Origin of the sequence: Citrobacter amalonaticus (assembly GCF_037053465.1) — a bacterium.
GTDB classification, from domain to species: Bacteria; Pseudomonadota; Gammaproteobacteria; order Enterobacterales; family Enterobacteriaceae; genus Citrobacter_A; species Citrobacter_A amalonaticus_H.
This window is the reverse complement of the sequence record NZ_JBALIF010000005.1, coordinates 20,036-38,688: the sequence shown is the minus strand read 5'-3', so window position 1 is coordinate 38,688 and position 18,653 is coordinate 20,036. Positions and strand designations below refer to the sequence as shown.

The following is an 18,653-nucleotide window of genomic DNA, read 5'->3' as shown; positions in this document are numbered from 1 at the left end:
GGTAGTATAAAGGCAAGCCAGACGCATTGATATACCCGTGAGGGCAACGGGTGATAAGGAGATCATCAGCAATGGCTTTCAAATTATGGCAAATAGGCTTGCACATTCAGCCACATGAAGCGCTGGCCGTCGCGGTCATTCGCGGCGCGTCAGGTTGGTATCTGCAGCGCTGGTGGCGTCTGCCGCTGGCGGAACAAACGCTTAAAGATGGGCATCTTCACGATCCCGAACAGCTTGCGCAGGTTTTACAACTCTGGAGCCGCGAACTGCCGCAACGTCACCATATTCGCCTCTCATTCCCCGCCAGCCGGACGCGGCAAAAGGCCTATCCCCGTCCGTCGATGTCACTACGTGAGCGCGAGCAAACCGCCTGGCTGACGGGAACGATGGCGCGCGAGCTTGACATGGATCCGGATGCGCTGCGTTTTGATTATCGCGAAGATGAAATCACGTCTGCCTTCACGGTCACCGCTGCGCAGGACAAAGAAGTTTCTGCTCTGCTGACACTCGCCAGAACCCTCGGTGTGCAGGTTACGGCGATCACCCCGGATGCCTGTGCATTGCAGCGGCTGTTACCCTTTCTTTCTGCCGCCCACTCATGCCTTGCATGGCGTGATGATGTCCAATGGCTGTGGGCGACCCAGTATGCATGGGGGCGAAAAACGACGGCTGAGATAGCGAATGTCCAGGAGCTGGCGGCCTCTCTTGGTCTTGCGCCAGACGCTGTGGCGCTTTGTGCAAAAGAGGGCTTCGATCCCTGGCAGGCCGTTTTAATACGCCAGCCGCCGGTGCCGCCGGAAGGTCACGCCTTCGCCGTAGCGCTTGGACTGGCGTTAGGAGAGATGTGCTGATGTCTGTTCTGGTTAATTTTTTGCCCTGGCGACAACAGCAGCGTCGCGCGTGTTTGCGCTTCTGGTGTGGTGTGTTTAGCGTATCCACGGTTCTGGTGCTGTTGGCCACTCTGGGAGGGCGCATCATTCTGTGTGTGGACAAACAGGTGGACACCGTTTTGTTACTGGCGGAGCAGCGACTTGCGCAGGCTCTTACCACCATCAAACCCCGGCTGGAAGCGCGCCAACGACAAATACAACAAGCCGCTCAACAAGAAAAACTGCGGCAACAAACTCACCGCTGGCAATCGGCGCTGGAAAATCTTGCGTCAGGCTTGCCCGAACAAGTCTGGCTGACGCAGATGGATTATCAGCAAAGCGCTCTCGAACTTACGGGAAAAGCGCTCTCCTTGACTGCGCTAACCACACTGGAAACCACGCTGCGCAACTCGCCTGAGTTTGAAATTAACCACACCGGCGCGACCCGACAGGATAACCAGGGAAACTGGCAGTTTCACTACCGGCTTGCATGGAGAGAAGCGCATGAATCTTCTCGTTGATGCCTGGTGTGCTTTTTCGCCGCGCATTCGCGTCGCTTGTTGGATGGGCTGGATGGCTGCACTAGGCGTTATTGGCGCATTGAGCCTGCTTTCTTCGATGACGGGGGAAGGCGACATGCTGGCACAACAACGGGCGGCGAATCGCCAGCTATGGCAGAGGTTGTTACATATCGCGGGCCCAGCGAGCGAGCCGCGAGTCGTATCGGCATCGCCAATCCAGCCTTTTTCCGCACTCTTGCCTGGCGTTCCTGATGTGCAGTTGCTGCACTGGCAACCGTCAGCGCAGGGCGGTGAACTTGCCGTGAAAGCGCATTGGCCAGCGATTCCGCAACTGTTTGGTTCTCTGGCATCACAGGGAATCTCCGTGGACGCGTTTTCGCTAAAGGCTGAAAACGCACAACTGATATTGACGCTCAGACTGGAGTATCTCCATGAAGAGTAGGGATGCGCTGTTGGTGGTCTTTTCACTAATCGGGCTTACGGGGATGCGGGACCCCTTCCGCCAACCGGAAGACCGCTGCCACTGCGCAGAGCTTCCTCAGTGGCAATATCAGGGAATGGTGAGCCAGGGTAAGCGGAGTATTGGGCTGGTTCAGGATGCTCAACACCGATGGCGACGCATCGAAAACGATGAAGTGCTGGATAACGGCTGGACCATCATACAACTCAGCGACCGGACGTTGACCGTCAGTACGGGGGCAAAATGTGAACCCTCGCAGTGGCAATGGCAAAGACAAGGAGAGGTGAATGAAGCAATGGATACTGGCGGCGGCGATCGCCATCATGCCCCCGGCTCTGGCCGGAAAACCCCAGAACGTGACGCTGGTGGTGGACGAGGTTCCGGTCTCGCAGGTTCTGCAGGCGCTGGCTGAACAGGAGCACAGGAATCTGGTGATATCACCGGATGTCAGTGGTGTGGTGTCGCTACATCTGACGGATGTCCCCTGGAAACAGGCGTTACAGACGGTCGTAAAGAGCGCCGGACTGGTGTTGCGTCAGGAAGGTTCAATTTTACATGTACATACCGAGAGTTGGCAGCGTGCCGATGAGACCAGGCAGGAGGCGGAGATCGCCAGACAACAGGCGAATTTACCGCTTGAAAGTCGCCAAATTGCGCTGCATTACGCGGATGCCACGGAGCTTGCGAAAGTGGGAGAAAAACTGCTGAGCGCCAAAGGCAGTTTTACGGTGGATAAACGGACTAACCGGCTGCTCATAAGAGACAATAAACCGACGCTTGCGAAAGTAGAGCAGTGGGTTGCACAAATGGATCTTCCTGTCGATCAGGTCGAGCTGGCTGCGCATATCGTGATCATCAATGAAAAAAGTCTGCGAGAACTGGGCGTTAAATGGACGCTTGCAGAGGCGCAGAAAGCGGGTGCCGTGGGGCAATTGACTACGTTGACCAGCGATCTTTCTGTCGCGGCGGCCACGACCCGTGTTGGTTTTAATATTGGACGCATCAACGGGCGCTTGCTGGATCTGGAGCTTTCCGCGCTGGAGCAACGCCAGCAGCTCGACATTATCGCCAGTCCGCGTCTGCTGGCGTCTCATCAACAACCCGCCAGTATCAAGCAAGGCAGTGAGATTCCTTATCAGGTTTCCAGCGGCGAAAGTGGTGCGACGTCGGTGGAATTTAAAGAGGCGGTTCTGGGGATGGAAGTGACGCCGACAGTGCTTCAGGAAGGCCGAATTCGCCTGAAGTTACGTATTAGCCAGAATATGCCGGGACAGGTGCTACAGCAGGCTGGCGGCGAGACGCTGGCAATTGATAAACAGGAAATTGAAACGCAGGTCGAGGTAAAAAGCGGGGAGACGCTGGCGCTGGGCGGGATTTTTTCACGTAAGAATAAAACCGGTAGGGATAGCATCCCCCTGTTAGGGGATATTCCGTGGCTTGGACAACTCTTTCGTCATGATGGTAAAGAGAATGAACGCCGCGAGTTGGTGGTCTTTATCACGCCAGGATTAGTCTCGACAGAATAATTTATGCATGAAACACCGTTGTTTTTGCACTTAACTCGTTTCAGGGGTTTGACGTGCGCATCTATTTAGCATACAAGGAGTACCGATTTGAGAGTCGGTACTTCTCTTCGCCGTCCGGCAACGCTGACTCGGGTTGTCTACAATCTGGTTTGATGATTTATTCAGTTGCCAAACCCGCTTGAGTATTGAGATAATTTTCAGTCTGACTCTCGCAATATCTTATGAGGTTTCAGTTCATGTCCTGCTGCGCTCAGTGTCTGCGACGCGGGTTTATCATTAACGAATAGTCTTAGTAGTACCGAAAAAATGGCAGAGAAACGCAATATCTTTCTGGTTGGGCCTATGGGTGCCGGAAAAAGCACTATTGGGCGCCAGTTAGCTCAACAACTCAATATGGAATTTTACGATTCTGATCAAGAGATTGAGAAACGAACCGGAGCTGATGTGGGCTGGGTCTTCGATGTAGAAGGTGAAGACGGCTTCCGCGATCGTGAAGAGAAAGTCATTAACGAATTGACGGAAAAACAGGGTATTGTGCTGGCTACCGGCGGTGGCTCTGTAAAATCTCGTGAAACCCGTAATCGTCTTTCCGCACGTGGTGTCGTGGTATACCTCGAAACGACAATCGAAAAACAACTTGCGCGTACGCAACGCGATAAAAAACGTCCGTTGTTGCAGGTAGAAGCACCGCCTCGTGAAGTTCTGGAAGCGTTGGCTGACGAACGCAATCCGCTGTATGAAGAGATTGCTGACGTAACCATTCGCACTGATGATCAGAGCGCCAAAGTCGTTGCCAACCAGATCATTCATATGCTGGAAAGCAACTAATTTCAGGCTTAATACACACTCGGTAAGCGGGTATAAGTCATTAAGGTGGATGTCGCGTCATGGAGAGGATCACCGTTACTCTCGGGGAACGTAGTTACCCTATCACCATCGCGGCTGGTTTGTTTAACGAACCAGCTTCATTCTTACCGCTGAAATCGGGCGATCAGGTTATGTTGGTCACCAACGACACCCTGGCCCCCCTTTATCTTGATAAGATTCGCAGCGTACTTGAACACGCGGGGGTGAACGTAGACAGCGTCATCCTGCCTGACGGTGAGCAGTATAAGAGCCTGAGTGTGCTGGATACGGTCTTCACCGCCCTGCTGCAAAAACCACACGGTCGTGATACAACGCTGGTCGCCCTGGGCGGCGGAGTGATTGGCGATCTGACGGGATTTGCTGCGGCCAGCTATCAGCGCGGTGTGCGTTTTATCCAGGTCCCGACGACGCTTCTGTCACAGGTAGACTCCTCCGTTGGCGGGAAAACCGCTGTCAATCACCCCCTCGGCAAAAACATGATCGGCGCGTTTTATCAGCCGGCTTCTGTGGTGGTGGATCTCGACTGTCTGAAAACCCTGCCTGCGCGTGAACTGGCGTCAGGTCTGGCGGAAGTGATCAAGTACGGCATTATCCTCGATAGTGAATTCTTTGGCTGGCTGGAAGATAATCTGGATGCGTTGTTGCGTCTGGATGGCCCGGCGATGGCTTACTGTATTCGTCGTTGTTGTGAGCTGAAAGCTGAAGTTGTGGCAGCAGACGAGCGAGAAACCGGCTTACGTGCTTTACTGAATCTTGGACACACCTACGGTCATGCCATTGAAGCTGAAATGGGTTATGGCAATTGGTTACACGGTGAAGCGGTGGCTGCGGGTATGGTAATGGCTGCGCGCACATCGGAACGTCTGGGGCAGTTTGCGCCAGAGGATACGCAGCGCATCATTACATTACTTGAACGTGCAGGTTTACCGGTTCACGGACCGCGTGAGATGTCCGCACAGGCTTATCTGCCGCACATGTTGCGTGATAAAAAAGTGTTGGCGGGGGAGATGCGCTTAGTGCTTCCGCTGGCAATAGGGAAAAGTGAAGTTCGCGGCGGAGTGTCGCACGAGGTAGTTCTTAACGCCATCGCTGATTGTCAGCAGGCGTAACAACAAGAAAGGTCGGACTGATACGGCTCACGTATCGGCCATTAAAATTCAGGTTAGTGGTAACGTCGTAAGCATTAGCCTTTGAGTGGGGTGTTAAATGGATGAATTCAAACCAGAAGACGAGCTGAAACCCGATCCCAGCGATCGTCGTACTGGTCGTTCTCGCCAATCTTCGGAACGCGGTGAGCCGCAGATCAATTTCGACGATCTTGATCTGGATGCTGACGATCGTCGTCCTGCGCGCGGGCGTAAAGAACGCCTTGATGAGCAGGAGATGGAAGAGGAATACGAATCCGAATCTGATGAAGAGCTCGTGGATGAAGAGCGTGTAGAGCGTCGTCCGCGTAAGCGTAAAAAAGCAGCGGGTAAACCGGCTTCCCGTCAGTACATGATGATGGGTGTCGGTGTGCTGGTTCTCTTACTGCTAATCATCGGTATTGGTTCCGCACTGAAAGCGCCATCTACCCCTGCTTCAAACGAACAAACGGCGTCTGGCGAGAAAAGTATCGATCTCTCCGGTAATGCCGCTGACCAGGCAAATGGCGCGCAACCTGCGCCGGGAACAACGTCCGCAGAACAGACCGCAGGTAATGCGCCGCAGGATGTTGCTCTGCCGCCGATCTCCTCGACGCCGACGCAGGGCCAGGCGCCTGCGACAGCCGAAGGCCAGCAGCGCGTAGAAGTGCAGGGCGATCTCAATAATGCGCTGACGCAACCGCAGGCCCAGGAGCAGGTGAATAACGTGGTGAACTCCACGCTGCCAACGGAACCTGCGACTGTCGCGCCTGTTCGCAATGGGAATACGTCAGGTCAGACGGCGACTGCGCCATCCAGCGAGCGCCAGACCACCACGCGTCCTGAACGCAAACAAGCTGTGATTGAGCCGAAGAAAACGCAGACCACCGCGAAAGCGACGCCAGCGGAACCGAAGCCAACCACGCAGCCTAAGCGTACAGAACCGACCGCTCCGGTCGCGACGACGAAAACGCCTGCTGCCACCACAGCGCCGAAAACAACCGCGAATACGGCACCTGCGCAAACAGCAGCGCCGGTTCAGACTGCGCCAGTGGCCACGGCAAGTAGCGCTGCGGGTGGTAAAAGTGCCGGTAACGTAGGGGCACTGAAGTCAGCGCCGTCAGGCCATTACACCCTGCAGCTCAGCAGTTCTTCTAACTACGACAATCTGAACGGTTGGGCGAAGAAAGAGAACCTGAAAAACTATGTGGTGTACCAGACAACGCGTAACGGCCAACCATGGTATGTTTTGGTGACTGGCGTGTATGCCTCGAAAGAAGATGCGAAACGTGCCGTTTCCACGCTGCCAGCCGATGTGCAGGCAAAAAATCCGTGGGCGAAGCCGTTGCACCAGGTACAGGCCGATCTGAAATAATGTTAAAGCGCAAGATGCTGTCGGAGCTTTCTCCACAGCCGGAGAAGGTGTAATTAGTTAGTCAGCATGAAAAAAAATCGCGCTTTTCTGAAGTGGGCAGGGGGAAAATATCCCCTGCTTGACGACATCAAACGGCATTTACCGAAAGGTGAATGCCTGGTCGAACCCTTTGTGGGTGCAGGGTCGGTGTTTCTTAACACCGACTTTTCTCGTTATATTCTTGCCGATATCAATAGTGACCTTATCAGTCTTTACAATATCGTGAAGGTCCGTACGGAAGAGTACGTACAGGCTGCCCGCGAGATGTTTAATCCTGAAACCAATCAGGCTGAGGCTTACTATCAATTTCGTGAAGAGTTTAACGCCAGCCAGGATCCTTTTCGCCGCGCGGTACTGTTTCTGTACCTGAACCGCTATGGTTACAACGGGCTGTGCCGTTACAATCTGCGCGGTGAGTTTAATGTCCCGTTTGGACGTTATAAAAAGCCGTACTTCCCGGAAGCTGAGCTGTATCACTTTGCGGAAAAAGCACAGAACGCGGAGTTCCATTGTCTCTCCTATGACGAGTGTATGGAACGTGCAGACACCCGTTCTGTGGTCTATTGCGACCCGCCTTACGCCCCGCTGTCAGCGACAGCGAACTTCACCGCCTACCACACCAACAGTTTCAGCCCCAAAGAGCAGGCTCACCTGGCGGAGATGGCAGAAAAGCTGGTCAGAAAGCGGATCCCGGTGTTAATTTCAAACCACGACACCCCAGATACCCGCGAATGGTACAAAGAAGCGAAACATTTTCAGGTCAAAGTGCGGCGCAGTATTAGCAGCAATGGCGGCACCCGTAAAAAGGTGAATGAACTGCTGGCTCTGTACACACCAGCAGCCGCGACGTCAGCGAAAAAATAACTCTCAAGGAGAAGCGGATGAAACAGTATTTGATCGCCCCCTCAATTCTGTCGGCTGATTTTGCCCGCCTGGGTGAGGATACCGCGAAAGCCCTGGCTGCCGGTGCCGACGTCGTTCATTTCGACGTCATGGACAACCACTATGTTCCCAACCTGACCATTGGTCCGATGGTGCTGAAATCCCTGCGCAAGTATGGCGTGACCGCACCTATCGACGTACACCTGATGGTGAAGCCAGTGGATCGTATTGTCCCGGACTTCGCGGCGGCCGGTGCCAGTATCATTACGTTTCACCCGGAAGCCTCCGAACACGTTGATCGCACATTGCAATTGATTAAAGAGCACGGCTGTAAGGCCGGTCTGGTCTTCAATCCGGCAACGCCACTCAGTTATCTGGACTACGTGATGGACAAGCTGGATGTGATCCTGTTGATGTCTGTTAACCCGGGCTTTGGCGGCCAGTCTTTCATTCCACAGACGCTGGATAAGCTGCGCGAAGTTCGCCGTCGGATCGACGAGTCTGGCTATGATATTCGTCTTGAAGTCGATGGCGGCGTCAAAGTAAATAACATCGGTGAAATCGCTGCTGCGGGAGCTGATATGTTTGTTGCCGGATCCGCTATTTTCGATCAGCCGGACTACAAAAAAGTCATTGATGAAATGCGCAGTGAACTGGCAAAGGTAAGTCATGGATAAGTTGCAGAATATTCGCGGCGTCGCCTTCGATCTCGACGGGACGCTGGTCGACAGCGCGCCAGGATTAAGCGCGGCTGTGGATATGGCGCTGTACGCCCTGGAACTGCCGGTTGCTGGTGAAGAGCGCGTCATTACCTGGATCGGTAACGGCGCCGATGTGCTGATGGAACGTGCGTTAACCTGGGCCCGTCAGGAACGCGCCACCCTCCGTAAGACGATGGGCAAGCCGCCCGTTGACGATGACATTCCTGCCGAGGAACAGGTGCGTATTTTGCGTAAGCTGTTCGATCGCTACTACGGCGATGTGGCTGAAGAGGGGACGTTCCTGTTCCCGGATGTCGCGGATACGCTGGGTGCACTCCATGCCAAAGGGTTACCGCTCGGTCTGGTGACCAACAAGCCAACGCCGTTTGTAGCGCCCTTGCTCGACGCGCTGGACATCGGCAAATACTTTAGCGTTGTCATCGGTGGTGATGACGTGCAAAACAAAAAACCGCATCCGGAGCCTTTACTGTTAGTCGCAAGCAGACTCGGCATTGCGTCAGAGCAATTGCTCTTCGTCGGGGATTCGCGTAATGATATTCAGGCGGCAAAAGCGGCAGGTTGCCCGTCCGTCGGTCTCACCTATGGCTATAACTACGGTGAACCCATCGCGCTGAGTCAGCCAGACGTCATCTATGACCGTATTAATGAACTCTTGCCCGCTCTCGGGCTTCCGCACAGCGAAAATCAGGAATCGAAAAATGACTAAGCCCATCGTTTTTAGTGGCGCACAGCCCTCAGGTGAATTGACCATTGGCAACTACATGGGTGCACTGCGTCAGTGGGTGAACATGCAGGATGACTACCATTGCATCTACTGCATCGTTGACCAGCATGCCATTACCGTTCGTCAGGATCCTCAGCAACTGCGTAAAGCGACGCTGGATACGCTGGCGCTTTATCTGGCGTGCGGTATCGATCCTGAAAAAAGCACCATTTTCGTGCAGTCTCACGTTCCGGAGCATGCGCAGCTTAGCTGGGTGCTGAACTGCTATACCTATTTTGGTGAACTGGGGCGCATGACTCAGTTCAAAGATAAATCTGCCCGTTACTCAGAGAATATCACTGCCGGTTTGTTTGATTATCCGGTGCTGATGGCCGCTGATATTCTGCTGTATCAGACCAATCAGGTGCCGGTCGGTGAAGATCAGAAACAGCATCTGGAACTGAGCCGTGATGTCGCCCAGCGTTTTAACGCGTTGTACGGTGACGTTTTCAAAATTCCTGAGCCGTTTATTCCAAAATCAGGCGCCCGCGTCATGTCACTGCTCGATCCGACGAAGAAAATGTCCAAGTCGGATGACAATCGTAACAACGTGATTGGCCTGCTGGAAGACCCGAAATCAGTGGTCAAGAAGATCAAACGTGCGGTGACGGATTCCGATGAGCCGCCTGTTGTGCGCTACGACGTGCAGAACAAAGCAGGTGTTTCCAACCTGCTGGATATCCTCTCTGCGGTTACCGGCAAGAGCATCCCGGAGCTGGAACAACACTTTGAAGGCAAAATGTATGGTCACCTGAAAGGCGAAGTGGCTGAGGCCGTTTCCGGCATGCTGACCGAGTTGCAGGAGCGCTATCATCGTTTCCGTAACGACGAAGCTTTCCTGCAACAGGTGATGAAAGACGGTGCAGAAAAAGCCAGCGCGCATGCGTCCGCGACGCTGAAAGCGGTCTACGAAGCGATTGGTTTTGTCGCCAAACCGTAACGGCTACGCAAAAATGTAAAAAATCCGGGAAATTTTCCCGGATTTTTTTTGCAGTAATACTGTGCCGGCAGATTAATGGTTTGAATACCAGTTCAGCTTATCGCGCAGCCCGACTACCCGGCCAACAATGATCAGCGCCGGGCTTGCCACCTGTGTTGCCAGTTCGCCCAGTTGCGACAACTCGCCGTTAACCACCCGTTGTTTTGTCGATGTCCCGTTTTCCACCAGCGCAACGGGCATATTCGCCTGCATACCAAATTCGATCAGCTTTTGCTGGATAGTCGCGGCCTGATTCAGTCCCATATAGAACACCAGCGTCTGTTTTTCTGCTGCCAGGTTTTCCCAGTCCAGCTCGCCGCCGGTTTTCAGGTGTCCGGTAACCAGACGAACGCTCTGGGCGTAGTCACGGTGGGTCAGCGGAATACCGGAATAGGCGGAGCAGCCGGAGGCTGCGGTAATGCCCGGCACGACGGAGAAGGGAATACCGGCATGGCACAAAGTTTCCAGTTCTTCACCGCCACGGCCAAAGATAAACGGGTCTCCGCCTTTCAGACGGACCACGCGTTTGCCCTGTTGCGCTTCTCGCAGCAGGATCTGGTTAATTTCTTCCTGGGGTACGCAGTGATAACCCGCGCGTTTACCCACAAACACGCGATCGGCGTCGCGACGCACGAGGTTCATGATATCGTCAGAAACCAGCCGGTCGTAAACCACCACATCGGCCTGCTGGATCTGCTGCAACCCTTTTAGGGTAAGCAGTCCGGCATCACCAGGCCCCGCGCCAACCAGCACCACTTCACCGCGATGATCCAACGGCTCGCTGAGTAACTGCTCGGTGGTCTCTTCCACGGCTTTCTGATCGGCATTTGCCAGCGACTGCGCCAGCCTGTCGTTAACAAACAGCTTTTCCCAGAAGCGGCGGCGTTCACCCATGGTGGCGAACTGTTTTTTCACCCGGGAACGAAGCTGCCCGGCATAGTGAGCGACCTGTCCCAGGTGCTGAGGCAGCAAAGATTCGAGCTTTTCACGCAGCAGACGAGCCAGCACTGGCGAAGTACCGCCAGAGGAGACCGCCACCATCAGCGGTGAGCGGTCGATAATCGATGGCATGATGAAGCTGGCGGCTTTCGGGGCATCGACCACGTTACAGAAGATACGACGGGATTCTGCGGCATCGCTGACACGCTGATTGACTGCGTCGTCATCGGTCGCGGCAATCACCAGCCAGCAGGGGTCAAGCAGCGTTTCGTCGAAAGATCCCTCAACCAGCGTCAACATGCCTTCATTTGCCCATACGGTGAACTGTGGAATAAACGCCAGCGCATTGACCGTTAAACGTGCGCCCGCTTCCAGCAGTAACCGCGCTTTGCGTTCGGCGACATCACCACCGCCGACAATCAGACAGTCGCGGTCGCGTAGTTGACAAAATATAGGCAAATGATCCACGACATTACCCCTTAGTTATTGGCTGTAGCCTCTGTGTGGTTGATTTTTTCCGGAACCGGACGTTCCGATTTTGGCGTAGCATACCAATAACCTAACCCCATGAACACGACACCGGACAAAGTATTACCCAGTGTTACCCACAGCAGGTTATGCCCAATTCCCGCCAGGGTATAGGCTTCGCTGTGATGGCCGAACCAGGAGAGGGCGAACAGCGTCATATTGGCAACGGAGTGTTCATAGCCGGAGGCGATAAACGCCAGCAGACACCACCAGATCGCGATGAATTTCGCGGCGCCTTCGGTACGGATTGCCATCCAGATTGCCAGGCAAACCAGCCAGTTACACAACGCACCTTTGAAGAACAGCGCCGTGGCAGGCGCGGTGGTTTTCGCCAGCGCGACCGAGTGGACGATGCTGGTATCGACCGGCAACAGGCTGCCGCCGCCCCAGCTATACAGCAGCGCAACGAACACGGAACCGACCAGATTACCCAACCAGGTTTGTGGCAGGATTGCCCACATCTGTCCCTGGCTGATAGTGCCCGCTTTCACGCCGAGCGTCAGGAACATGGTATGCCCGGTAAACAATTCAGAACCGGCAATGATCACCAGCGTTAAGGCGATACCAAAGGTTGCGCCCATCACCAGCGGACGGACAGAAGGATCGAGCACGTTACCGAGGGTGAATATCAGAATGATGCCGAGACCGACATAGGCGCCCGCCATTGCGGAACTGACCCAAAAGCCAAGGGGATTATTGGCCGACAGGCGAGCGATGCGCGCAGCGTTAGCGGCACATTTATTAATTGTATCTGTGAACATGATTATCCTTAAAATGAAAAAATAAAAACGTAACCGTAGGCCGGATAAGGCATTTTTGCCGCCATCCGGTAATGTGCTTTTGCAATTGCCTGATGGCGCTACGCTTATCAGGCCTACCAATAAAAGACCTACAAATACGTCAAAAAAGGGAGGCATTGCGCCTCCCCAAAATTCATTACCCGCGCAACTGTACGATGCCGTCTTTTACGCGCGCCTCGTAATGGGCTACGGAATGACTTTCGTCTTCCATGCACAGACCGTCGCTCAGGCGAAAGCGCTGTTTCTTCAGCGGACTGGCGACCCACAGTTCGCCCTGGTGTTCCGCTATCAAGCCACGGGACAGTACGCTGGACTCAAAGAACGGGTCGATGTTGCTGATCGCAAACACCTGATCGCTGTGATACGGACGGAAAATGGCAACCTGTTCTTCACCCAACAGTGCGCAGACGCCGGTGGCGGGCAGGATGTCATCAATGTGGCAGATATCTTTCCACTGGCTCATGCGTTTTCCTCCACCAGAGTGACCGGGATGCGTTCGTACGGCGTGGCCGGACGATGCTGTTCACGTTCAGGCACTACCTGTACGTTGGGATCGCGTTTATCGCTGTTGATGAAGTGTTTGAAGCGAACCTGTGCAGACGGCGTGTTGACGGTTTCCGTCCATTCACACACCACCGCTTCGCGCAGGCGCGCCATCTCTTCTTCCAGATGGTCGTTCAGACCCAGTTTGTCGTCGATGATGACCGACTTCAGGTACTCAATACCGCCTTCCAGATTGTCCAGCCACGGGGCTGTACGGGTCAGCTTGTCTGCGGTACGGATGTAGAACATCATGAAACGGTCGAGATATTTAAGCAGGGTGTCGCGATCGATATCCGCCGCCAGCAGGTCCGCGTGACGGGGTTTCATGCCGCCGTTACCACAGACATACAGGTTCCAGCCTTTCTCGGTGGCAATGATGCCGACGTCTTTGCCCTGGGCTTCCGCACATTCACGGGTACAACCGGAGACACCAAATTTCATTTTGTGCGGGGTGCGAATACCTTTGTAGCGGTTTTCCAGCTCAACGCCGAAACCCACGCTGTCGCCTACACCATAGCGGCACCAGGTGCTGCCCACGCAGGTTTTCGCCATACGCAGCGCTTTGGCATAGGCATGACCGGTTTCAAAGCCCGCATCAATCAGCTGACGCCAGATTTCCGGCAGGTCATCTTTTTGCGCCCCAAACAGGCCGATACGCTGAGAACCGGTAATTTTGGTGTAGAGGTTAAATTCGCGGGCGATACGACCCACGGCGACCAGTCCTTCCGGTGTGATTTCACCGCCCGCAGAGCGCGGGATAACGGAGTAGGTGCCGTCTTTCTGGATGTTTGCCAGGAAGTTGTCGTTGGTATCCTGTAACGGAGTATGCTGCGGCTTCAGGACGTATTCATTCCAGCAGGAGGCCAGCAGAGAACCCACGGTAGGTTTGCACACTTCACAGCCATAACCTTTACCGTGTTTCGCCAGCAGTTCTTCGAAGGTTTTGATGCCTTCCACGCGAATCAGGTGGAACAGTTCCTGGCGCGAGTACGCAAAGTGTTCGCACAGGTTGTTGTTCACTTCGATGCCCTGTTTCGCCAGTTCGGCGTTCAGCACCTGAGTAACCAGTGGGATACAGCCGCCGCAGCCGGTACCGGCTTTGGTTTCCGCTTTCAGCGCGGCAACGGTATGGCAGCCCTTGTTGATGGCGGCGACCAGCATGCCTTTGGTGACGTCAAAGCAGGAACAAATCTGCGCGCTGTCCGGCAGTTTATCCACGCCGATGGACGGTTTACCGCTGCCAGCATGGGCGGGCAGGATCAGCGAGTCCGGGTTTTCCGGCAGTTCGATCGCATTCAGAACCAGTTGCAGCAGGTTTCCATAATCACTGGTATCCCCGACCAGTACCGCGCCGAGCAGGGTTTTGTTGTCTTCACTGACGATCAGACGTTTGTAAACCTCTTTGCTTTCGTCGAGGTAAACGTAGCTACGTGCGCCTGGCGTGCGGCCATGCGCATCGCCAATACCGCCGACGTCAACACCCAGCAGTTTCAGCTTGGCGCTCATGTCCGCGCCTTCAAACGCATTTTCGCTTTCAAGGATGTGGTCAACGGCGACCTGCGCCATTTTGTAACCTGGCGCGACCAGGCCATAAACGCGGTTGTTCCAGCTTGCGCATTCACCGATGGCATAGATATCCGGATCGGAGGTCTGGCAGGAATCATTGATCACGATCCCACCACGCGGTGCGACCTCAAGACCACACTGGGTCGCCAGTTTGTCGCGTGGGCGAATACCGGTGGAGAAGACGATGAAATCCACTTCCAGCTCGCTACCGTCGGCAAAACGCATGGTTTTACGGGCCTCGGTGCCTTGCTGGACGATCTCCTGAGTGTTTTTGCTGGTGTGCACGCGCACGCCCATGCTTTCAATCTTGCGACGTAGCTGCTCACCGCCCATATGATCAAGCTGTTCAGCCATCAGCATCGGCGCGAATTCAATCACATGGGTTTCCACACCGAGATTTTTCAGCGCGCCTGCCGCTTCCAGACCTAACAGACCGCCGCCAACGACCGCACCGCGACGGCTTCGACGCGCGCAGGATTCAATCGCGTTGAGGTCCTCAATGGTGCGATAAACAAAGCAGTCCTGGGTTTCGGAACCTTTAATTGGCGGGATCCACGGATAGGAACCGGTCGCCATGATCAGCTTGTCATAGTAAACGGTACGACCCGCACTGGAGTGGATAACCTTTTCCTGGCGGTTGATGGTGATCGCGCGTTCGCCGACCAGCACCTTAACGCCGTGTTTCTCGTAAAATCCCTCACGCACCAAAGACAACTCTTCCGCGGTGTGATGTGAGAAGTAGGATGACAGGTGTACGCGGTCATACGCTTTGCGGGGTTCTTCGCAGAAAACAGTAATATCAAAATTGGCAGCGTCGGATTTATCAAGAAGGTCCTCAATAAAGCGATGGCCGACCATACCATTACCGATAATAGCGAGTCTGACTTTGCTCATTTTTGCCTCGATTTCTTTTCTATTGCCGCCTACCTTAACGATTCAGCAACCCTGCTTATTGATGCAAATCAAATTCACCTTTATATACCTCTTAAGTGGTATATTGCTGATTTGTCAGTGTTTTCTTAAGTTGTGGAAATATCAGACTTTTCGCGATCGTACAAATAACGTACAAAATGAGGGGCTTTTAGTGAGGGAGGACTACCGCTAAAGAATGGGTGGCTTACGCCGTTCGGGGAAGTGGAGATAAACGATAAAATGCCGGATGGCGGTGGCGCCTGATCCGGCCTGGAAAGACGATCGCCCTGCGTAGGCCGGATAAGACGCAATGCGTCGCTATCCGGCAAATAACATTACTGTGCTGTCGGCGCGTCATGCTGACGATGACGGGTCACAAAACCAAGGATAAAACACATCACAAAGACAATGGCATACAGGCCGTTTGCGGTAAGCAGAGCCGCCTGAGGCCCACTGTGCGCCACAATCGGGCCAGTGACCACAAACGTCAGCATGGTGCCGATGGTGCCGCAGGTCAGGACGAAGTTAACCAGCTTTGGCGAGGCGACTTTAGTCTGCTGCGAACCCAGGGTGATGATGGTGGTGTAAATGGCGCTGGAGAAGAAGCCGAGAGCCAGAATAAACCACGGCATATGTTGTGGCGTACCGGTGATAAACAGATACATCAGTACGGTTGCCAGCGCGGCCAGCACCGTCAGAATACGCTGCAAATCGAAGAAACGCAGGATGAAGCTGAATGCCCACATCCCGAACATGTAAGACATCCAGAAATTGCTCACCAGCTTACCGGCGTCTTTCAGGCTCATGCCCAGGCCTTTGGCATATTCTGGCACCCATGAGATAAAACCCAACTGGCCCAGGATGTAGCACAGCGCAGCAATAGACAGGAACAGGACGCCGATCCCCCATTTCTCTTTTACCACTGCTATGTCGCTTTGTGGGGCGTGTTTGCCCAGCGGCGGGAATTCACAGCCGAAGGTCAGAAGGAAAATGGCGACATACACCAGACCGATGCAGGCATAAACCCAGTACCATTCGATGCTGCGTGCCAGCAGGAACGCGGCGACCATCGGGAAAATCATCCCCGCCATGCTGAAGAACGAGTCAGTAAACAGCAGGCGTGAACCGCGCTGGCGCCCTTCATACATCTGGGTGATCAGGAACGTACCAATCGACATGGTGATACCGCTGACCAGCCCGAGCACAAACATTGCGGCTGAGAACAGCGCCAGGCTATGGCTGAGCATCAGGCCAGCCACTGCCAGCACCATCAGGATAAAGCCAAAACGCAACTGCGTTTTTAGCGGAACGATCTCCATTAGCCAGGCGTTCAGGAAAATGGAGATCAAAATACCGGCGTTCAAAAAGGTGAAGGTATTACTCATACTGGAAACCGGCAGTTGAAAATATTCTGCGATGTTTCCCATCACCATCCCGGTGACAATGACCAACGCCCCTGTGAGGGCGTAGGAGAGAAAGCTAATCCATGTGAGCTTGATGCGATTGCTGTTAGTCATGACTGGCCTGTAAATGGAAGTAAAGCGCATTGGCTGCGCTGAGAGCGGGCAGATTTTAGGAGTTTTAGTGATGTATTTAAATGTTTATTGACAACTTCTGGATGTATTACATATTTCAGTGTGATCTAAGTCACAATTATAAAAGTGGTTGTCGAAGTTACAGATGTTTCTGGTACGTAAAATTAGGTAAAGGGATGGTCTTGTCTCTGAAGGCTCTTTAGAATCAAAGCACTTGCTTTTGTTACTGCTCTCGTAAAGGAAATCTCATGCTCAAATCGACCCTGGCGGCTGTTGCAGCTGTTTTCGCTCTTTCTGCTCTCTCTCCTGCAGCGCTGGCAGCAAAAGGGGATCCGCACGTACTGCTGACAACCTCTGCGGGGAATATTGAACTGGAACTCAATAGCCAAAAAGCGCCGGTTTCAGTGCAAAACTTTATCGATTATGTGAACAGTGGTTTTTATAACAACACCACTTTTCACCGCGTGATCCCGGGCTTTATGGTCCAGGGGGGCGGTTTCACTGAGCAGATGCAGCAGAAGAAACCGAACCCGCCGATTAAGAACGAAGCCGATAACGGTTTGCGCAATACGCGTGGCACTATTGCCATGGCGCGCACGGCTGACAAAGACAGCGCAACCAGCCAGTTTTTCATTAACGTAGCCGATAATGCCTTCCTCGACCACGGTCAGCGCGACTTCGGTTATGCCGTATTTGGTAAAGTGGTGAAAGGGATGGACGTGGCGGATAAAATTTCCCAGGTGCAGACGCATGATGTCGGTCCATACCAGAATGTGCCGTCAAAACCAGTGGTTATCCTCTCCGCAAAAGTTCTGCCGTAATCCCTTCGCGCGCGGGCTTTGATGCCCGCGTCGTTTTCCCTTCCCTGCATAACCCTATTTTGCTGCTTATACTTGTGGCAACACGGATCTATCAGGGAGGCGTAAAGTGAAAAAACTCACCGACAGGCAAAAGTCCCGACTCTGGGAGCAGCAGCGCAACGTGAATTTCCGGGCCAGTCGTCGTCTTGAAGGCGTCGAAAGTCCATTAATCACGCTTAACGCAGCCGACGCGCTGGCGCGTCTTGAAGAACTCCGGAGGCACTATGAGCGATAAAATCGGCGACGATCGCGATCCCTATCTCTATCCTGGACTCAACGTCATGCGCAACCGACTGGGTATTCACCAGGTCGAGCGTCTGGCGCAGGCCGCATATGAGCTTACCGCGCTGCGGGCCGCGACCATTGAACTGGGGCCGCTGAAGCGCGGCTTGCCTCATCTCTGTGCGATTCATCGTCAGCTCTATCAGGATGTGTTTGACTGGGCCGGTCAACTGCGCGAAGTGGATATTTATCAGGGGGATACCCGGTTCTGCCATTTTGCATACATCGAAAAAGAGGGCAATGCCCTGATGCAGGACCTGGAAGAAGAGGAATACCTGACCGGGTTGCCGAAAGATAAATTCGTTGATCGCCTTGCGCATTATTACTGCGAGATCAATGTGCTGCACCCGTTTCGCCTCGGCAGTGGGATGGCGCAGCGGATTTTCTTTGAGCAACTGGCCCTTCACGCGGGTTACCTGCTTCACTGGGGGGAGGTCGCGGTGGACGAATGGAACCAGGCGAATCAGCAAGGCGCGATGGGCGATCTCAGCGCGTTGCAGGCGATATTTCGTAAAGGGGTAAGCGAAGCCAAGGAAACTGAGTAAAATAGCGCGGTTTTCC

General features: G+C 54.0%; 20 protein-coding genes. 15 read left to right on the top strand and 5 right to left on the bottom strand.

Annotation, left to right across the window (positions count from 1 at the left end; genetic code table 11):
• Nucleotides 1-71 precede the first annotated feature (71 nt).
• From WB371_RS09905 to trpS, 12 genes are all read left to right on the top strand, one after another.
• The gene (locus WB371_RS09905; protein WP_336219903.1) at nucleotides 72-851 is read left to right on the top strand and encodes a DNA utilization protein HofM; all 780 of its coding nucleotides are present in this window, start codon (nucleotides 72-74) and stop codon (nucleotides 849-851) included.
• The gene (locus tag WB371_RS09900) at nucleotides 851-1,390 is read left to right on the top strand and encodes a PilN domain-containing protein (protein ID WP_336219902.1); all 540 of its coding nucleotides are present in this window, start codon (nucleotides 851-853) and stop codon (nucleotides 1,388-1,390) included. Before WB371_RS09905 ends, WB371_RS09900 begins: the two co-directional genes overlap by 1 nt.
• The gene (locus tag WB371_RS09895) at nucleotides 1,374-1,832 is read left to right on the top strand and encodes a hypothetical protein (RefSeq protein ID WP_336219901.1); all 459 of its coding nucleotides are present in this window, start codon (nucleotides 1,374-1,376) and stop codon (nucleotides 1,830-1,832) included. The genes WB371_RS09900 and WB371_RS09895 overlap by 17 nt, the downstream gene beginning before the upstream one ends.
• Nucleotides 1,822-2,262 carry a HofP DNA utilization family protein gene (locus WB371_RS09890; RefSeq protein WP_336219900.1) on the top strand — a complete coding sequence of 147 codons (441 nt, stop codon included), beginning with the start codon at nucleotides 1,822-1,824 and terminating at the stop codon, nucleotides 2,260-2,262. The genes WB371_RS09895 and WB371_RS09890 overlap by 11 nt, the downstream gene beginning before the upstream one ends.
• Nucleotides 2,174-3,376: a DNA uptake porin HofQ gene (hofQ, locus tag WB371_RS09885; RefSeq protein WP_336220180.1), complete on the top strand. Its 1,203-nt coding sequence runs from the start codon at nucleotides 2,174-2,176 to the stop codon at nucleotides 3,374-3,376. Before WB371_RS09890 ends, hofQ begins: the two co-directional genes overlap by 89 nt.
• Before the next feature lie 306 nt (nucleotides 3,377-3,682).
• Nucleotides 3,683-4,204: a shikimate kinase AroK gene (aroK, locus tag WB371_RS09880; RefSeq protein WP_042322869.1), complete on the top strand. Its 522-nt coding sequence runs from the start codon at nucleotides 3,683-3,685 to the stop codon at nucleotides 4,202-4,204.
• A gap of 59 nt (nucleotides 4,205-4,263) precedes the next feature.
• The gene (aroB, locus tag WB371_RS09875) at nucleotides 4,264-5,352 is read left to right on the top strand and encodes a 3-dehydroquinate synthase (protein ID WP_336219899.1); all 1,089 of its coding nucleotides are present in this window, start codon (nucleotides 4,264-4,266) and stop codon (nucleotides 5,350-5,352) included.
• 97 nt (nucleotides 5,353-5,449) lie between these two features.
• Entirely contained in the window at nucleotides 5,450-6,742 is a 1,293-nt protein-coding gene (gene damX / locus WB371_RS09870) for a cell division protein DamX (protein ID WP_336219898.1), read from the top strand.
• Nucleotides 6,743-6,808: 66 nt separating this feature from the next.
• Nucleotides 6,809-7,645, top strand: coding sequence for an adenine-specific DNA-methyltransferase (dam, locus tag WB371_RS09865; protein WP_336219897.1), 837 nt, complete (start codon nucleotides 6,809-6,811; stop codon nucleotides 7,643-7,645).
• Nucleotides 7,646-7,662: 17 nt separating this feature from the next.
• Nucleotides 7,663-8,340 carry a ribulose-phosphate 3-epimerase gene (rpe, locus tag WB371_RS09860; protein WP_336219896.1) on the top strand — a complete coding sequence of 226 codons (678 nt, stop codon included), beginning with the start codon at nucleotides 7,663-7,665 and terminating at the stop codon, nucleotides 8,338-8,340.
• The gene (gene gph, locus WB371_RS09855; RefSeq protein WP_336219895.1) at nucleotides 8,333-9,091 is read left to right on the top strand and encodes a phosphoglycolate phosphatase; all 759 of its coding nucleotides are present in this window, start codon (nucleotides 8,333-8,335) and stop codon (nucleotides 9,089-9,091) included. The genes rpe and gph overlap by 8 nt, the downstream gene beginning before the upstream one ends.
• On the top strand, nucleotides 9,084-10,088 hold the full coding sequence (trpS, locus tag WB371_RS09850; RefSeq protein ID WP_336219894.1) for a tryptophan--tRNA ligase: 1,005 nt from the start codon (nucleotides 9,084-9,086) through the stop codon (nucleotides 10,086-10,088). Before gph ends, trpS begins: the two co-directional genes overlap by 8 nt.
• A gap of 72 nt (nucleotides 10,089-10,160) precedes the next feature.
• Here trpS and cysG read toward each other — a convergent pair whose 3' ends face one another.
• The 5 genes from cysG to tsgA all read right to left on the bottom strand — a co-directional run bounded on the left by cysG (nucleotide 10,161) and on the right by tsgA (nucleotide 16,932).
• Complete coding sequence (gene cysG, locus WB371_RS09845; RefSeq protein ID WP_336219893.1) at nucleotides 10,161-11,534, bottom strand: siroheme synthase CysG; 1,374 nt, start codon at nucleotides 11,532-11,534, stop codon at nucleotides 10,161-10,163.
• Between the two features lie 11 nt (nucleotides 11,535-11,545).
• Complete coding sequence (gene nirC / locus WB371_RS09840) at nucleotides 11,546-12,355, bottom strand: nitrite transporter NirC (protein ID WP_336219892.1); 810 nt, start codon at nucleotides 12,353-12,355, stop codon at nucleotides 11,546-11,548.
• Nucleotides 12,356-12,530: 175 nt separating this feature from the next.
• Nucleotides 12,531-12,857 (bottom strand): nitrite reductase small subunit NirD, encoded by a 327-nt coding sequence (nirD, locus tag WB371_RS09835; protein ID WP_336219891.1) that lies wholly within the window; start codon nucleotides 12,855-12,857, stop codon nucleotides 12,531-12,533.
• On the bottom strand, nucleotides 12,854-15,397 hold the full coding sequence (gene nirB, locus WB371_RS09830) for an NADPH-nitrite reductase large subunit (RefSeq protein ID WP_336219890.1): 2,544 nt from the start codon (nucleotides 15,395-15,397) through the stop codon (nucleotides 12,854-12,856). Before nirB ends, nirD begins: the two co-directional genes overlap by 4 nt.
• Nucleotides 15,398-15,750: 353 nt before the next feature.
• A complete protein-coding gene (gene tsgA, locus WB371_RS09825; protein WP_336219889.1) occupies nucleotides 15,751-16,932 on the bottom strand; it encodes an MFS transporter TsgA in 1,182 nt (393 codons plus the stop codon).
• Between the two features lie 266 nt (nucleotides 16,933-17,198).
• Here tsgA and ppiA point away from each other — a divergent pair, with 266 nt between their 5' ends.
• From ppiA to WB371_RS09810, 3 genes are all read left to right on the top strand, one after another.
• A complete protein-coding gene (gene ppiA / locus WB371_RS09820) occupies nucleotides 17,199-17,771 on the top strand; it encodes a peptidylprolyl isomerase A (protein WP_336219888.1) in 573 nt (190 codons plus the stop codon).
• 106 nt (nucleotides 17,772-17,877) lie between these two features.
• On the top strand, nucleotides 17,878-18,045 hold the full coding sequence (locus WB371_RS09815) for a YhfG family protein (protein WP_336219887.1): 168 nt from the start codon (nucleotides 17,878-17,880) through the stop codon (nucleotides 18,043-18,045).
• Nucleotides 18,035-18,637, top strand: a complete 603-nt coding sequence (locus WB371_RS09810; protein ID WP_336219886.1) for a putative adenosine monophosphate-protein transferase Fic — start codon at nucleotides 18,035-18,037, stop codon at nucleotides 18,635-18,637. Before WB371_RS09815 ends, WB371_RS09810 begins: the two co-directional genes overlap by 11 nt.
• Nucleotides 18,638-18,653 lie beyond the last annotated feature (16 nt).

Coding starts and splice junctions, on each gene's coding strand:
- trpS (WP_336219894.1), top strand. CDS start 9,084: ATGACTAAGCCCATCGTTTTTAGTGGCGCACAGCCCTCAGGTGAATTG.
- damX (WP_336219898.1), top strand. CDS start 5,450: ATGGATGAATTCAAACCAGAAGACGAGCTGAAACCCGATCCCAGCGAT.
- nirB (WP_336219890.1), bottom strand. CDS start 15,397: ATGAGCAAAGTCAGACTCGCTATTATCGGTAATGGTATGGTCGGCCAT.
- nirD (WP_336219891.1), bottom strand. CDS start 12,857: ATGAGCCAGTGGAAAGATATCTGCCACATTGATGACATCCTGCCCGCC.
- WB371_RS09895 (WP_336219901.1), top strand. CDS start 1,374: ATGAATCTTCTCGTTGATGCCTGGTGTGCTTTTTCGCCGCGCATTCGC.
- rpe (WP_336219896.1), top strand. CDS start 7,663: ATGAAACAGTATTTGATCGCCCCCTCAATTCTGTCGGCTGATTTTGCC.
- tsgA (WP_336219889.1), bottom strand. CDS start 16,932: ATGACTAACAGCAATCGCATCAAGCTCACATGGATTAGCTTTCTCTCC.
- ppiA (WP_336219888.1), top strand. CDS start 17,199: ATGCTCAAATCGACCCTGGCGGCTGTTGCAGCTGTTTTCGCTCTTTCT.
- aroB (WP_336219899.1), top strand. CDS start 4,264: ATGGAGAGGATCACCGTTACTCTCGGGGAACGTAGTTACCCTATCACC.
- WB371_RS09900 (WP_336219902.1), top strand. CDS start 851: ATGTCTGTTCTGGTTAATTTTTTGCCCTGGCGACAACAGCAGCGTCGC.
- WB371_RS09905 (WP_336219903.1), top strand. CDS start 72: ATGGCTTTCAAATTATGGCAAATAGGCTTGCACATTCAGCCACATGAA.
- WB371_RS09890 (WP_336219900.1), top strand. CDS start 1,822: ATGAAGAGTAGGGATGCGCTGTTGGTGGTCTTTTCACTAATCGGGCTT.
- dam (WP_336219897.1), top strand. CDS start 6,809: ATGAAAAAAAATCGCGCTTTTCTGAAGTGGGCAGGGGGAAAATATCCC.
- gph (WP_336219895.1), top strand. CDS start 8,333: ATGGATAAGTTGCAGAATATTCGCGGCGTCGCCTTCGATCTCGACGGG.
- WB371_RS09810 (WP_336219886.1), top strand. CDS start 18,035: ATGAGCGATAAAATCGGCGACGATCGCGATCCCTATCTCTATCCTGGA.
- aroK (WP_042322869.1), top strand. CDS start 3,683: ATGGCAGAGAAACGCAATATCTTTCTGGTTGGGCCTATGGGTGCCGGA.
- nirC (WP_336219892.1), bottom strand. CDS start 12,355: ATGTTCACAGATACAATTAATAAATGTGCCGCTAACGCTGCGCGCATC.
- hofQ (WP_336220180.1), top strand. CDS start 2,174: ATGCCCCCGGCTCTGGCCGGAAAACCCCAGAACGTGACGCTGGTGGTG.